14 protein-coding genes are annotated in these 16,046 nt (G+C 37.8%); all 14 read left to right on the top strand.

The annotated features are described in order from the left end of the window. The first annotated feature begins 400 nt into the window (after positions 1-400). On the top strand, positions 401-679 hold the full coding sequence (locus FTU46_RS13150; protein ID WP_005248732.1) for a hypothetical protein: 279 nt from the start codon (positions 401-403) through the stop codon (positions 677-679). Positions 680-962: 283 nt separating this feature from the next. Beyond that, a complete protein-coding gene (gene topA, locus FTU46_RS13145) occupies positions 963-3,215 on the top strand; it encodes a type I DNA topoisomerase (protein ID WP_034686384.1) in 2,253 nt (750 codons plus the stop codon). Next, positions 3,215-3,892, top strand: a complete 678-nt coding sequence (locus FTU46_RS13140) for a lytic transglycosylase domain-containing protein (protein WP_068550239.1) — start codon at positions 3,215-3,217, stop codon at positions 3,890-3,892. Before topA ends, FTU46_RS13140 begins: the two co-directional genes overlap by 1 nt. A gap of 134 nt (positions 3,893-4,026) precedes the next feature. Continuing rightward, on the top strand, positions 4,027-4,332 hold the full coding sequence (locus FTU46_RS13135) for a TrbC/VirB2 family protein (RefSeq protein ID WP_004644768.1): 306 nt from the start codon (positions 4,027-4,029) through the stop codon (positions 4,330-4,332). Beyond that, positions 4,332-4,658: a type IV secretion system protein VirB3 gene (locus FTU46_RS13130; protein ID WP_005407440.1), complete on the top strand. Its 327-nt coding sequence runs from the start codon at positions 4,332-4,334 to the stop codon at positions 4,656-4,658. The genes FTU46_RS13135 and FTU46_RS13130 overlap by 1 nt, the downstream gene beginning before the upstream one ends. A gap of 7 nt (positions 4,659-4,665) precedes the next feature. Continuing rightward, on the top strand, positions 4,666-7,128 hold the full coding sequence (locus tag FTU46_RS13125; RefSeq protein ID WP_005248723.1) for a VirB4 family type IV secretion/conjugal transfer ATPase: 2,463 nt from the start codon (positions 4,666-4,668) through the stop codon (positions 7,126-7,128). A gap of 2 nt (positions 7,129-7,130) precedes the next feature. Beyond that, entirely contained in the window at positions 7,131-7,430 is a 300-nt protein-coding gene (locus FTU46_RS13120; protein WP_015060281.1) for a hypothetical protein, read from the top strand. Between the two features lie 23 nt (positions 7,431-7,453). Beyond that, positions 7,454-8,479: a type IV secretion system protein gene (locus FTU46_RS13115; protein ID WP_168408998.1), complete on the top strand. Its 1,026-nt coding sequence runs from the start codon at positions 7,454-7,456 to the stop codon at positions 8,477-8,479. An 11-nt stretch (positions 8,480-8,490) separates the two neighbouring features. Continuing rightward, positions 8,491-9,192: a P-type DNA transfer protein VirB5 gene (virB5, locus tag FTU46_RS13110; protein WP_004644764.1), complete on the top strand. Its 702-nt coding sequence runs from the start codon at positions 8,491-8,493 to the stop codon at positions 9,190-9,192. A gap of 162 nt (positions 9,193-9,354) precedes the next feature. Next, complete coding sequence (locus FTU46_RS13105) at positions 9,355-10,203, top strand: virB8 family protein (RefSeq protein ID WP_015060279.1); 849 nt, start codon at positions 9,355-9,357, stop codon at positions 10,201-10,203. Positions 10,204-10,214: 11 nt separating this feature from the next. Further along, entirely contained in the window at positions 10,215-11,108 is an 894-nt protein-coding gene (locus FTU46_RS13100; RefSeq protein WP_111034401.1) for a TrbG/VirB9 family P-type conjugative transfer protein, read from the top strand. Beyond that, positions 11,108-12,532 carry a type IV secretion system protein VirB10 gene (virB10, locus tag FTU46_RS13095; RefSeq protein WP_163167839.1) on the top strand — a complete coding sequence of 475 codons (1,425 nt, stop codon included), beginning with the start codon at positions 11,108-11,110 and terminating at the stop codon, positions 12,530-12,532. The genes FTU46_RS13100 and virB10 overlap by 1 nt, the downstream gene beginning before the upstream one ends. Next, positions 12,513-13,625 (top strand): P-type DNA transfer ATPase VirB11, encoded by a 1,113-nt coding sequence (virB11, locus tag FTU46_RS13090; protein ID WP_034429306.1) that lies wholly within the window; start codon positions 12,513-12,515, stop codon positions 13,623-13,625. The genes virB10 and virB11 overlap by 20 nt, the downstream gene beginning before the upstream one ends. Beyond that, a partial coding sequence (locus FTU46_RS13085) for a type IV secretory system conjugative DNA transfer family protein (RefSeq protein ID WP_257224660.1) occupies positions 13,622-16,046 on the top strand: 2,425 nt, incomplete at its 3' end. The genes virB11 and FTU46_RS13085, both read left to right, overlap by 4 nt.

Genomic DNA, 16,046 nt, shown 5'->3' with positions numbered 1-16,046 from the left:
TCATATTATGTACTGTGTACTATTAAAATCCCGCTACTAGATCAAATGGGAGCAGTTTATTTTCTGCGGTCGCCATTTAAAAAGCACAGCTTTTTAAAGCTCACTTGAAAATCAACGGTAATCAGGGAAGGGAAAATTTAACTGATTGCGTCAGTTCGCAAAGTAGACACTTTGCTCTGATATATGTGCTATGGATCTGGATTAGATAGGTAATATAGATGCCTGGATAAACGCTGCAGCTTGCAGCTTTTATCCAAGCATCGAGGTTTTTAGTCATGACTAAAGCAGAATTTAGCTAAAACATTTAAAATTTCTTTAAATTATTTAAAAAAACTTTACCAAGATTACCTAAATTGATGATAATGCACCTTTGTTATGGGTGCTTTAAAAGGTTTTATGGATGACTGATTTTATAAATATTGATCCTGATTTTTCTATTTCAGAGGTGGTGCTAGAGGAATCTAATAAACAAGGATTTATTAAAGAGTTAATTATTAATGAATTTGAGGGTGGATTTTTTATCACAGCAAAACTGGCATGGTCAGGCCAAAAGGTTTGGACTTTAACAACAAGACGAGAAAAAGATAAAGCTAGGATCTTTAAGGATCTGACTAGGCTTAATGATTTCTTGAAAGAAAAAATTTATACAGAAGAAGTAAAAATAATAAGAATCAAGTAAAAAAATACAAAAGCCATTTCCAATATGGTATATTTTGGATTGTATTCTTTAAAGTCCTAAGATGGTATTTAAGAAAATGGCTATAAGTTTAAATAAATATGGAAATTTTTTAAAATTTTTTCTAGTTATTTCATGTGTTTATCTTGTGTGCTTCATGCCACAAGATGCACTGCTTTTAGAAATCCTTGTAGATTTCACTAAATTTCAAGTAGTTGCTTTCTTATATTCATCTTTTCTTTGTGGGCTTTCGAGTTTCCTAAATTTCACAATTTGGAAATAACCCATGAATCTTGTAATCGTTGAATCTCCTAACAAATGTTCAAAAATTGGAAGTTTTTTAGGATCTGATTTTAAAGTTGTGGCCAGTGTTGGCCATGTTCGGGATCTACCAAGAAAAGGCTTAGGTATTGATATAGCCAATGATTTTGCAATGGAATATTCATTTATTCCTGATGCCAAAGTTAATGACAGAACTTTTGACGGTGGCGAAAAACGTATTGAAAAAATAAAAGCCTTTTTGAATAAAGCAGACAAGATTTATTTAGCTACCGATCCAGACAGGGAAGGTGAAGCTATTTCATGGCATTTAAAAGAATGTTTAGGTCTGGAAGATGGTCAATTTGAACGAATAGAATTTAATGAAATTTCAGAAAAAGCTATTAAAGAAGCCATTAATAATGGGCGTGGTTTAGATTATCAGCTTGTATATGCTCAAGAAGCACGTAGGGCTTTAGATCGTCTGGTGGGCTATCTAGTTTCCCCTATTGCATCTAATCTTATGGGTCAGCCTTCATCTGCGGGGCGGGTACAATCTCCTGCTGTTTTAATCGTTGTCCTTAGAGAAATCGAAATCCAGAAATTCAAAGTTACTAACCACTTTGGCGTTAATTTGAGTTTTGATAAAGAGCCTAAAAAATGGATCTCGCAATGGGTTACAACGGAATTTGTAACTGAGGATCAGCCTTATGTTTTAGATCGTTCCTTAGCTGAAGAAGTTGCAAAAACTAAGAAAGTTAAAGTTTTAAACTGCACTGAAAAAACAGAGTATTCAAATGCTCCTTCTCCTTTCTCTACAGCCCTACTTTTACAAGCTGCTAGTGTAGCGTTAGGCTTTAGCCCTCAACAAACAACCAAAGCAGCACAGGCATTATTTGAACAAGGGGCAATTACTTACATTCGGACTGACGGCCTAAACATAGCTGATGAAAGTGTAGAAGAAATCTTTGCTTATGCTAATGAACATCAATTTTCTTTACCTGAAAAGCCTAATAAGTTTAAGGAAAAAGATGGGGCGCAAAACGCCCATGAAGCAATCCGACCTGTTCACATAACTGATAAAGATCTAGGAAAGTCACCAGAACAAAAAGCTTTATATCAATTGATTTGGGAACGTACTATTTCAAGTCAATTGGCCAAAGCTGAATATAAAGCCGTTACTTTGGAATTACTGTCTGAAGATGGAAAATATAAGTTCCATGCTAAAAGCCGTGAGCTAATAAAAAAAGGGTGGATGGTTTTTGGTAAAGACTGCCTGAATGAAGATGAAAACGAGCCTTCAGGCGTGGTGCCGGTCTTAGAAGTTGGTTCTGTTGTTGATGTTGAAAGCGGTGAAGTTATTGCAAAACAAACTAAGCCACCAAAACGCTATACAGAAGCTTCACTAATTAAAAAATTGGAAAGCTGCGGGATTGGTCGCCCTTCTACTTATTCATCAATTATGGCCAATATTCTGAATAAGGGCTTTCTGGAGGTAGAAAAGAAAGTCTTAAAACCAACTAAATTAGGGAATGATCTAATTGGTAGTCTGTTAAAAGCTAAGTTTAGCTTTCTGGATCTGCACTATTCAAAAGAGATGGAGTTGCAGCTAGATAAAATTGCATCTGGTGAAACTTCATATAATTCGGTTGTTTCTGCCTTATACACTCAACTTGCTCAAGAGCTAAGTACAGCTTCAAAACTGACAGCTATAAACGCAATACCTTGTCCAAAGTGTAAAAGCCAGTTAAAAAAATTTAAGAATACTAAAACCAATCAATTTTTTTGGATTTGTAGCAATGAGGACTGTAAGCACTCGATGAATGACGACAAGGGTAAACCAGTCGAAAAAGTTATTCATTCATGCCCTAAATGTAAAACAGGTCGCTTAAATAAATTCCAAAATTCGCAAACTAAAGAATTTTTTTGGATCTGCAATGATCAGGAATGTAAGCACTCGATGGATGACAAGAAAGGTCAGCCAGTAGAGAAAATCAAATATCCTTGCCCTAAATGCTCAACGCCATTATTCAGATCCAAAAAAGAAGGTAAAGATCCGATCTGGTTCTGTCCTAATCGGGAAACAGATTGCAAAGTCTTTTTGCCTGAAGTTAATAAAAAGCCACTTCTTGAAGTCTATTCATGTCCTCAATGTGCCAGTGATTTAAGACGGATCAATGGGGCAAATGGCTATTTTTGGGGGTGTACCAACTATAAAAATGGGTGCTCCGCTACTTATCCAGATCAAAAAGGTAAGCCAAAATTTGAGGTGAAAAAGTAATGATTGATTTCGTAGTTTTGGCACAACAATGTGCGCCACAAGTTGATGTAAATATTGCGTCTGCAATTGTTAAATCTGAATCCTCATTTAATCCTTTTGCGATAGGGGTTAATCGTGCCGCAGGTCTTAAAAAACAGCCGACTAGCTATGAAGAAGCTGTATCTGTGGCCAAAAGATTAATTAGCCAGGGACGAAATATTGATGTTGGTTTTGCTCAAATTAATAGTGCTAATTTCAAAAGATTAAATCTTAGTGTCGAGCAAGTTTTTGATCCCTGCACTAATCTAAGCGCAATGCAATTTATCTTTAATGACTGCCGAAATAGGGCAAAAGGCAAAGATATTTATAAAGCTATGTCTTGCTATAACACTGGCAACCATTCATCAGGATTTAGAAATGGGTATGTAGCGAAAGTATCAAGAAATTTGAATTATTTTGCTAATGGTTCACTCAATACCATGCCTGTAAAATTCAATCCTCCCTCACCTCCTATGAATAGCTCAGAACAGCTTGCATATTTTGCTACTAATGCAGATATGCCTAACTCCAATGGATATACCGAAAATACAGAACTTCAAAGCCTTCCAGTAGTGGAGAAACGACCTTCATTTTTCTTAACTAACGGCACAAATATTAAAGAAAAAGAAAAAAGTTTAAAATCTTCTATGATCTTTTAAAATATTTTCAAAAAGTTTAAAACTTAGTGTAATATATTAAATATACAGTACCAATGAACAATATTTGATTTTCCAAAAATATTGTTCTTGGTGCTTAATGCGCTAGGTCTTAATTGCTTCACTTGGAGAAAATAATGAAAGCAAATCAAACGCAAATAACAACGACTAAAACGACTGGTATCAAAGCAAGCGTATTGATGTTGTTCATGACGTTAATCTCAAGCCCTGCTTTTGCTCAAATCTCAAAAGTTAATACGGTTATGGCTAATGTTCAGTCAGTCTTAGCGGGTGTGGCTGTAACTGTATTTACCATCACTATCATGTGGGCTGGCTTTAAATTGGCTTGGCAACAAGCGAAGTGGTCAGACATTTCTAACATCGTTATCGGGGGGATTTTGGTAGGTGGTGCTGCGGGTATCGCTGCTTGGCTGATTAACTAATGTCGAATTTTTCTGATCCAATTTTCAGGGGTTGCACTCGTCCTGCCATGCTTTTTGGCGTTCCAATGTTGCCTTTTTTGTTGGTGACGGGGGTAGCAATTCTTTTAGCGGGTTGGTCTTTTTATCTACTTAGTGCCTATGTGACTTTATTTATAGCAGCTATTTATGTGCCTATTTACTTCTGGATGCGGGCAATAACAAAAGTAGATGACCAACGATTAAAGCAAGTATTGATGCGGTGGCGCATAAGAGGGAAACAGATCCAGAACCATCAAAAATGGGGAGCAATCTCATTTTCGCCACTTAAATTAAAGAAAAGGAAATAACAATATCATGCGTTCAAAACAGCAAGTTAAAGATAGCGCAAATGCTGAAGTCGCAATTTCAGACTATCTGCCGTTTGGTAATCATGTTTCCAACAATGTTATTAAGCTTAAAAATGGTGAATACATTGCTACATGGAAATTAGAAGGCATTTCGTTTGAAACAGTTGAAGCCGATATTATTAGAATCCGTAAAGAAGGATTAAATAATTTTTATCGTGCTTTAGGTGGCGGTCACTTTGCTGTTTGGACGCATAAGATTCGTAGGGGAGTTAATGAACGTCTAAATGGCGTTTATGAAAATGATTTTATTGCTGATTTTAATGAAAGATATTATCAGCAGTTTCAGGGTGAAAAGAATAAACAGATGGCTACTGAATTGTATTTAACAATTCTTTATCGTCCTGAAATTTCCAGATTAACAAAGATTTTTAAGAGTAAAGCTAGTCGTGATCCAGTAGCCCTGAAAAAGCAGATTAAGCGGGATCTGGATATTTTGGATGATGTAGCCAAACAGGTTGAAGCAAGTCTATATCACTACAATCCAGAACGTCTGGCGACCTATACCAAGAAAGGTTTTGTCTACTCCGAAATGTGTAATCTGCTTGGTTTCTTAACTAATGGAGTTTGGGAAGAAATCCCTTTAAGACAAGCTAATCTTGATCAATATATTCCAAGTAGTCGCTTGTTCTTTGGTGACAAAAACGGCTATTTACAGATCAAACATCCTGAAGCTCAAAAATATGTAGGCTTTCTGGATATTCAAGAATTTCCACGTTTATCAGAATCAGGAATGTGCAATTCCATCCTGTATGGAAACTATGAATACATTGAAACTCAAAGTTTCACGGTTTATGGCAAGCGTGATGCTGTAGATAAATTAAAAACAATTAAAGGACAGCTAAATTCTGTAGAGGACGTTTCAGATCAAGAGATTCGTGATATTGATCTGGCTATGAGTGAAGCTAATAGCGGGAATTTCCAGTTAGGCGAATATCACTATACGCTTGCGATTTTTGGTGATTCACCAAATCAAGTTGCTCTGAATGTTTCGAGTGCCAGAACTGCTTTATCAGATGAAGCAGGGTTCAAAATGGCTGTAATTGATACTGTTCCTGAATGTGCATGGTTCTCGCAATTAGCGGGTAACTTTAATATGCGTCCAAGAGAAGCATATCTCACAAGCCTAAATTTTTCTGCTTTAAGCCCTTTTCATAACTTCGCAAGAGGTAAGCGTGACGGCAATCCTTGGGGTGAAGCACTAGCTTTATTTAAAACTCCAAGTGGCCAACCATTTTACTTTAATCATCATGTCAGCCCTGATAAGCAAGATTCTACAGATGACAAGATGCCAGGTAATACGTGTGTCATTGGAACAACTGGTGTGGGGAAAACAACCCTAGTCATGGCCATGATGATGTTTGCTTGTAAGTATAAAAATCTGAAGGGTGTTTTCTTTGATAAAGATAGGGGCGCAGAAATTGGGATTAGACGGATTGGGGGTCAATACTATGCCTTAGAGCGTGGTGTACCAACTGGCTTTAATCCGTTGCAGCTACCACCGACTGAAACAAATATTCAGTTTGTAGAAAAGCTTGTAAAAATTCTGGTAGGTGGCGTTCGTAATGCTGCCGAAGATCTGGAAATCAGTCAGGCTGTTCGTACCATTATGCGTGATGATATGCCGTTAGAACTCCGCAGACTTTCAGCTTTATATATGAATCTGAAAGTAAATGGCGGGGGCGATTCGCTTCAGGATCGTTTAGCTAAGTGGTGTAACACTGCTGATCATGACGGAAATTTATCTTGGGTCTTTGATAATCCATACGATACTCAAGACTTTTCTAAAGCCAAAATGCCAATCTTTGGTTATGACTACACGGAATTTTTAGATGATCCTGAAGTCCGTACACCAATCATGGCTTATCTATTACACATCACAGATTCATTGATTGATGGTAGTCCGTTTATTTACTGGATGGACGAGTTTTGGAAGCCATTAACAGATGAATATTTCAAAGATTTTGCCAAAGATAAGCAGAAAACTATTCGTAAATTGAATGGTCTAGGTGTCTTTATGACGCAATCCCCAAGTGACGTTTTAGATTCTGACATTGGTAAAACAATGGTTGAACAAAGCGTTACTCAAATCTTTTTACCTAATCCTCGTGCTGATTACGATGACTATGTAAACGGCTTTAAGGTCACTCCGCAAGAATTTGAAATTATTAAAGAGCTAGAAGAAAACTCACGCATGTTCTTAGTTAAGCAGGGTAGCCGTTCCGCACTCTGCAAAATGGATCTAGGCGAAATGCGTGACGTTTTACAGATTATTTCAGGCTCTAAGGATAATGTAGAACTTCTCGAAAATCTCATGAATGAAGTTGGTGAAGATCCTAACGATTGGGGCGAACTTTTCTTACAACGGATCGCAGAACGTAAAAAATTAATTTCAGAAAAAGGAGTTGCTTAGTCATGACTAAGTTTTTAGCACTATCAAGTTTGTTGGTTATTTCTACTTTAACAACTGCATGTTCTGATGATAAGGAACAGGTTAAGCAGTTAAAAGAAGAAGTGAAGGCTGCACAACAATTAAAACCTCAAGACTTAACTGCTGAACAGCAAGAAGAACTGAAGCAGCGCAAGGCTAGAGCATCCCAAAAGGGCAATATTCTTGATGAATATGATCCTTCTGCACCTCAAAAACCAGTAAAAGCAGAAACCAAAAAAGGATCTGGAAATATCCTTGATGGATATAACCCAGATTCAAAATAATTAAGGATTTATAGGGGATTGCAATGGCAATTATTACTACATTAGAAACAAAAATTGATTCTCTATTAGCAAGTTACGTGACAGGTGTTAGTAGTAATATCGCTTCTGCAATTGTTCCTATAGCTTTGACTGCTGCAACAATTTATATCCTGATCATTGGCTACAATATTGCGACTGGTGCACAAGAAGATTCTATTTATACCGCTTTATGGAAGTTTTTTAAGATCGCTTTTGTTGGTGGAATTGCTTTAAGTGCTGGAGTCTATCAATCCTTTGTTGTTGAAGCTATTAACGGATTGGCTATCGGTTTAATTCAGATTGTTAGTCCAGGTGGTGAAACTTCGTTAGGTGCTTTACTGGATCAAGTGAGCGTTCCGTGGGGTGAATTAATCCAAAAATTAGGTGAGGAAGCTGAATCAGCTTCTGGCATTTTCCCTGATATTGGCTTGTATTTATCTGCTGCTGTTGTTTCTGTCGCTCAATTCCTATTGTTCTTCATTGGTACTGGCCTATATTTACTGGCAAAAATCAGTCTGCAACTTTGTTTAGGCGTTGGTCCCATATTCATTCTGTGTGCAATGTTTCCTGCTACACAAAAATATTTTGAAAGTTGGCTTTCTCAAACATTGAGCTATGTTTTCACCATAGGCTTTATCACCGCAATTATCAGTATGCTCTTTGCTTTCGTTTCAGGCATGTGTACGCAAATCGCTAATAACTTTGATGCGGGTGACATTCTTACTTCTGTAGTTTCCCTCTGTATTGTTGCGGGAACTATTGTAGTGATCATGTGGAACATTCCAACGATGGCTTCAGCCATAACAGGTGGGGCGGGTGTTCAAGGTGTCGGTCGTGCTGTAGCTCAAGCAATTACTAAAGGTCGTGGCGGTAATAATTCAAAATCTGATAGTGCTTCAGCTACTCCTACCACTGGGGGAAGTGTTCAAGGGAATTCTAGCAGCTCTAATAATTCCAATAGCTCGAATACAGGAGGATCTAAGCCGTTATATCAACGACACACTCTCTCTAACCTCAAAAGAAACAAATAGGAATTTTTCTAATGAAAAAACAATTGTTAGCTTTGGGTTTAGGTTCATCTTTGTTTATTAGTGGTCAAGCCAATGCTACAGGTATTCCTGTCATTGACGGTGCTAACCTTGTTCAAGCTGTTCAAAATATGGTGGCTTGGGGTGAGCAATACAATCAGATGGTGAACCAGATCCAACAGGCAAAACAGCAATACGATTCCATTACTGGTATTCGTGGTTTCGGTGATGCTGTCAATAATCCATATCTTAAAGACGTGATTCCAAGTGATGTTGCTGACATTTATAAAGGCATCCAACAAGGCGGTGTCAATGGTATGACTTCAGCAGCTAGAAACATTCGTGATGCCACAATGGTTTATGACTGTGCTTCAAGAACTGGCCAGAACTATAAAGCCTGTCAAGCTGCATTAAATAACAATGCACAAACACAGGCTTTAAATCAGCAAGCGTTAGGCGTTGCGGATCTGCGTACTGAACAGATTGATAATTTGCGTAAACAGATCAATAACACTACTGATGCTAAAGCTATCGCTGAGTTACAGGCTAGGATTCAAGCGGAACAGTCACAAGTTGCTAATGATGCAAACCGAATTGCTTTGATGCAGGCGCAGGCGCAAGCTCAAAAAGATGCAGCACAACAGCTTGAAATTGAAGGCCGATTAAAACGTGCTGCCCAAAAAGGCAACATTCTTGACGGCTACTCTGGTAACTAAACTTTTAAAAAAAATCCCATTTCTTTTGAAATGGGTATTTTTTTTGCAATTTTTCAGAAAACATTGAATTTATAAAACCAAAATATATTATTTTGGTTTACGATTTTTATATTTTTTGGCATACTTAGAGAAATAACTCTAATAGGGTCTATCGGGTCTATCATGAACAAACTTAAAAAAGTATCTGCTGCTGAAGAAGCTAAAAGCTATGAAAAAGCTATGGATTGGGAAGCAGATCTTATTGCGATGCGGGCTAAGTCAGAACGTAAAGCTTGGACTATTGCAAAAGTAGCGGTGGGCGTGGCCGTCTTAGAAGCCATTGGATTAGTGACATTAGCTCCAATGCGCCAGACTGTACCTGTTGTTTTCACAGTAGATAAAGCTCAAGGAAATGTTGAATACGTGGGCGTTGTTGATGATCAGCAAGTAAAAGGCAAACAAGAATTAATTGATAAAAATAACATTACTCGTTATGTAACCGCCCGTGAGAGTTATTTCTATCCGTTATTACAGCCAGATTATGATTTAGTCATGACTATGAGTAGTAATCAGGTCGGTAATGACTTTGCTTCACTCTATGAAGGTGATAGTGCAAGAGATAAAAAATACGGCAAAAAATATGAATTAAAAGTTGATGTGATTTCTGTCCAGACTAATCAGGATGAAACAGGTTTTACTGCTAGTGTCCGCTTCACTAAGACTTTGCATTCAGTCGAAGCTAATCGTGATGAACAGCCACAATATTATATTGCAAGTATTCGATATGAATATGCTCCGAACAATCTAAATAAACTGGTAGAAAAAGATCTAATTAAAAACCCATTCGGCTTTAAGGTCGTGGGCTATCGTGTCGATCCTGAACTATCTCCTAACAGACCTGTAGCGCAAGCTGCGGTTGTTGAACCTAGTCAGCAAGTCTATGTTCCGATTCAACAAGGCAGGGCTGCTGTTCAGCCACAAGCTCAACAAGGCGGGGCTGCTGTTCAGCCACAAGCTCAACAAGGAATGTAAAGGATCATTACATGAAAAAATTAATTCTTGCTTTGGGTTTGGCGGTGCATGGGATCTCTTATGCAGCAATTACGCCTAAAGCTATGCCTACCGATTCACGTATTAGAACAATCAATTATGTTCCTAATGATGTTTATCGAATTACTGTCAAAAAAGGCACTGTAACCCGCATTGTATTAGGTGAAGGTGAAAGAATTTTAGAGCGTGGTGCTGCTACTGGATACCCTTCAGACTGTGAAAAGGATGACACCAATTGGTGTATTTTTGCGGATACTGGATCAAATTTAGTATGGGTGAAGCCAAAGGATAAGGCTACTCGGAATAACTTAGAGTTACGCACTAATAAGCGTGATTATAGTTTTGATTTTCAAGTTCTAAATAATGCCAAAGAAAAACCGATGTATCGTGTTGTCTTTAAATATCCACAAGAAGAAGAAGAAAAACGTAAACAGGAAGAAGCTCAACGCTATAACGCTTATGCAGCACAATTAAAAGAAGAAAGCCAACTTACTGAATTTTTGGTTTTACAGCATCGTTTAGCTAATGCTGCGCCTATCCCTAAAAACTGGAATTATCGTCAAGCTGCAAACAGCAAAGGGAAGCACTTTGTTCCAGAAATGCTATTTGATGACGGTCGTTTTACCTATATGCGATTTAAAGGAAATACTGATATTCCAGTCGTATTTATTGAAGGTACGGAAGGGGAAGAAAAAGTTAATTTCCATATCAGTAAAGAAGATCCAAAACTTTTGATTGTTGAAGCTCTAGCTAAAAAATTTGTTTTACGTCAAGGAAAAGGCGTAGTGAGCATTTTCAATGAATCTTATGATCCTGTCGGTGTTGCTCCTCAAGATGGCACTACTGTAGAGGGTGTTAAACGTGTCATTACTGGGGATATGAACTAATGAATATTAATGATCAAAAACCATTAGATGATCAACAAGCTCCTGATGAAGAATTTAACGAATCAGAAAATGGCATTGTTTCTGTCAATGAACGTGGGGATCAGGAAGATGGAAAAGGTAAAAAAATAGCGTTTATTGCAGTTATGGCAGTACTTTTTACTGTTATAGCGGTCTTTGCCTATAACTTCTTTTCAGATAGTAGTGATGCTGAAGAAGCAGCCCAATTAAAAGAAAATCAGATAGATCCAAGCCTAGATGCTTCAGCTAAAAGAAGGGATTTTACTAATACTGATCCTATGCCAACGGATGCAGGTCAAAATGCTCAATTTCAAAGCCTAGATGCCTGTCAGGATCAAAGTATTCCTAGACAGCTAACAGACAATAACGGCAATGCTTTAACTTATAACGGCATGTTGGTTTTTCAATGCCAAAATGGTCAGCAGATTTTAAGACAGCCTGAAGCTGCGCCAGTAGTTGAACAGCAAGCAGCAAATCAACAACCTGTAGTAATTCAGCCACAGCCACAACAACAAGCTCAATATGTACCTTTAAATAATGGAAGCCGTTACGGTGGCGGGATTTTTGTCAATCCTTCACAACAAGGCGGGGCGGTTGGCCAGCCGTCAAGCATGAATCATCAAGCAGCTTATAACCAAGTAACAGGCATGATGAAACAGTTTGAACAGGATCAGAATAGTAATAGCCGTTCTGGTAATTTCTCTGGATCTGGTTTGATGTCTTTAGCGCATGATGATGATGAACCTATGCAGCAGCATCAGCCACAACAAGCTACAACTAACATGGCTAATCATTCCTCTAATAAAGTCCAGGCTAGGTTTATTGGGGATCGAAATTACTTAATTGCTAAAGGTCGTGTAATCCGTTGCAACCTGTCAGTTAAAGTCGTTTCAGAAATTGGCGGTATGGCTTCATGTGTCCTTCCACAACCTGTTTATTCTGATAATGGTCGTGTAGTCCTTGCTGAAGCGGGATCTGAAGTCATTGGAGAATACAAAAGTATTGCAGCACAAGGCCAAAGACGTTTAGGTATCATCTGGTCACGCTTAAAAACTCCGCATGGTGTTATTGTCGATATTGATTCTCCCGCAGCAGACCATTTAGGAACAGGTGGTTTAAGTGGTCGAGTGGATAACCGTTGGGGCGCACGTATCGGTGCAGCGTTTATGCTTTCTTTAGTTCAAGACGCTATTGCTTACGGTATTTCTAAAGAAACAGGTGGGAACAATAGCACTCCTTATATGCTTCAAAACACTTCAGACATGGGTAAATCAATGGCTGAAACAGTGTTGAATGAAACAATCAATATCAAGCCAACAATTTATAAAAATCAGGGTGATGTAGCTTCAATTTATGTGGCAAAAGATATTGATTTCAGAGGTGTGTATGAACTCCGCGCAAAATAATGTTTTAAGCAAGGATGTAATGGTTAGACAGCTATTACTTCCATTAGAAAAATTCTTAAAAACTAAAGGGGTGACTGAAATTGCAATTAACGCACCTAACGAAGTTTGGACGGAATCTAATAAAGGATGGGAAAAGCATTCTATAAATCTGGAAATGGGGCAAATAACAGCTTTAGCTAATGTTATTGCTACCTATACCAATCAACGGATTGGCCAAGAAAACCCTATATTGTCTGCTCAATTGCCTGATGGAGAGCGTATTCAGATTGTTCTACCGCCAGCCATTGAAAATGGAACGGTATCAATGACGATCCGTATTCCTGACGAGTCAAACCGATCATTTCAGGAATATAAAGATCAAGGCTTTTTTGACCACTTCAGATATGGGAAATCTAAAGAGTTTGAGCAGTTTAAACCTGTATTACGTACTGAAGATATTAAGCTAGTCCAGTTTTTAGAAAACAAAGATCTTGAGGGATTTTTTAAATTCGCTGTTCAATGTAAGAAAAATATTGCAGTTGTTGGTGATACTGGTTCTGGTAAAACCACTTTCATGAAGGCAATTTGTCAGTACATTCCTAAAGATGAACGTCTTGTCACTATTGAAGATGTACGTGAGCTTTTTGTTCCACATGAAAACAAGGTACACCTACTTTATTCTAAAGGTGGTCAAGGTAAAGCTAAGGTAACTCCATCTGATCTGATCGCTAGTAATATGCGTATGAAGCCAGACCGTGTATTACTTGCTGAATTACGTGGTGGAGAAGCTTTTGACTTTCTGAAATTGCTTACAACTGGTCACAGTGGATCTATTACAAGTTATCACGCTGAAAGCTGTTCACTGGCTTATGATCGCTATGTCTTTATGTGCAAAGAACATGAACAAGCAAATATCTACGATGCCACTACACTAAAGGAATTAGTTGCTTTAACCATTGATATTATTGTTCATGTTGAAGTGAAGAAAAAATATGATGATGAAAGTAATTTAATAGGTAAAGAACGCTTTATTTCTGAAATCAAATTTGATCCTGTTTCTAAAGTTAAGGCTCAATTTGGTGATGCTGAAATTATTGTCGGGGATCGAGCATGAATAAAAAGATCCTGATTCTACTCCTTGCGATTTTTCTAGCAGTCGTTGGTTTCTTTATTACTAAATATCTGGCCGGTGTTCTTTATTACTTAGCTAATAAGACCAATCCATTTCCTGAAGTGAATCTGACAACGTGGGGGTATTATTGGGATTTATATGCACACAATGTACCTGCACAAAAGAAAAAGCTGCAAGGTGCCTTGATCGCTGCACTATTTATCACTTTTGTTCTCCCTGCTTTAGTCATTGCTAGTCTGTTTAATAAAAAACAGTCGTTACATGGTGATGCCAGATTTGCCACAACAAAAGAAATTCAGAAATCTGGATTGATGGGAAATAAGGGAATTTTAGTAGGGAAATATCATAATAAATATTTAATGCTTGGCGGTCAGCAATTTGTACTTCTGGCTGCTCCGACACGAAGCGGTAAAGGTGTAGCGATTGTTATTCCTAACCTTCTAAACTATTCGGATAGTGTAGTTGTATTGGATTTGAAGCTTGAAAACTTCCTATTAACTTCTAAATTTCGTGCTAAGAATGGCCAGAAAGTTTATCTATTCAGCCCATTTTCTGAAGATCTAAAATCTCACAAATGGAATCCATTTGATACAGTTAGTCATGACGAAAATTTTAGAGTAGGTGAAATTCTTGCTATTGGTCGAAGCTTCTACCCTGTGACTGGTGATGCTAAAACCGATTTCTGGAATGACAATGCTAATAACTTATTTCTTGGATTAGCCCTATATCTATTTGAAACTGAAGATCTGCCTGTAACTATGGGCGAGGTTTTAAGACAGAGTTCAGGTAAAGGAAAGCCAATTCAGGATCATATTAGATCTATTATTGATGAAAGAGCGCAAAGTGATAAACCGCTTAGTGATACTTGCCTAGATGCTTTAAACCGTTTTTTAAGTTCACCAGACAATACGCTCGGTAACATCATTTCTACTTTTACCTCACCTTTAACGATTTTTGCGAACCCGATTGTAGACGCTGCAACTTCATCAAGTGACTTTAAACTTGAAGATGTACGCAGACAAAGAATGTCTATCTATTTTGGTGTTCAACCAAACCGTTTAGGGGATGCTAAGAACTTAATCAATTTGTTCTATTCACTCTTAATTGATGTGAATCTAAAAACACTGCCACAACAAGATTCATCTTTGAAATACCAGTGCCTAGTCGTGAATGATGAAGCAACGGCTGTCGGTAAAGTCGCGAAAATTGCAGACGCTAACTCATTTATTGCGGGTTATAACATTCGTTTATTAACAATTATTCAGTCTATTGGCCAGTTAGAGGACGTTTATAAAACTCAAACTAGGGGGCTTGTAACTAACCATGCTTTGCAGATCGTTTACCCGCCTAGAGAACAACGAGATGCTAATGAATATAGTGAAATGCTTGGCTATTTCACTTTTAAAGCAAAATCTAAAGGCCAAAGCCGTTCTATGGCATGGGGGCAAGGTGGCTCTAATTCAGAAAATGAATCAGATCAAAGACGAGCTTTAATGCTCCCTCAAGAGTTAAAAGAATTGTCGCAAGATAAAGAAATTATCTTTATGGAAAATACAAAACCTATCATGTGTGAAAAGGCTAAGTATTTTAATGACAGTGCTTTTGTGGATCGCCTAAAGTCCGTTTCTCCTAGCATGAAAGCAATTAAAGGTTTTCCAACTCACAAGCAATTAGAAAAAATTGCCTTTGAGGATCTGGAACTTTCAATTCCTATTCCTGATTTAGACGTAAAGCTGCATAAGGCAAAAATTGAAAAACGTATAACTGAAATTACTACAGTAGAACAGGCTGAACAGATAGATATTTCTAGCTTAGTTATCCCTGAATTTAAGTTAGATAAAACAGTTTTTGAAGATCCTGAAAATCCACAACCTGAAGAATGTCTACAAGTGGTCGATCAATTCTTTGGGGCTGTTGAATGGGAAGAAGATACTGAAGCGCAAAATATTGTCGATGACTTCTTTAGCCAGGTGGAAGCTAGTGCTGAAAATCCAATAGAAAACCTAGTTGCAGTAGATGAACCAGAACAAACGGAAAACCTTATTGCAGTTGATGACACTGAATTTAGTCATGACGAAATGGAAAATCTGGTTGCAGTCGATGAACCAGAACAAGCGGAAAATCTAGTTGCAGCAGATGAATCAGATCCTCTGGCCATGATTGCAGAAATGGAAAATCTAGTTGCAGTCGATGAACCAGAACAAGCGGAAAATCTAGTTGCAGCAGATGAATCAGATCCTCTGGCCATGATTGCAGAAATGGAAAATCTGGTTGCAGTCGATGAACCAGAACAAGCGGAAAATCTAGTTGCAGCAGATGAATCAGATCCTTTGGCTATGATTGCAGAAATGGAAAATCTGGTTGCAGTCGATGAACCAGAACAAGTGGAAAATCTAGTTGCAG

Source organism: Acinetobacter sp. YH12108, from assembly GCF_013419055.1.
In the GTDB taxonomy this organism is placed as follows: Bacteria; Pseudomonadota; Gammaproteobacteria; order Pseudomonadales; family Moraxellaceae; genus Acinetobacter.
Note: the sequence above shows the minus strand (reverse complement) of the source record. Positions and strands in the feature narration are given on the sequence as shown.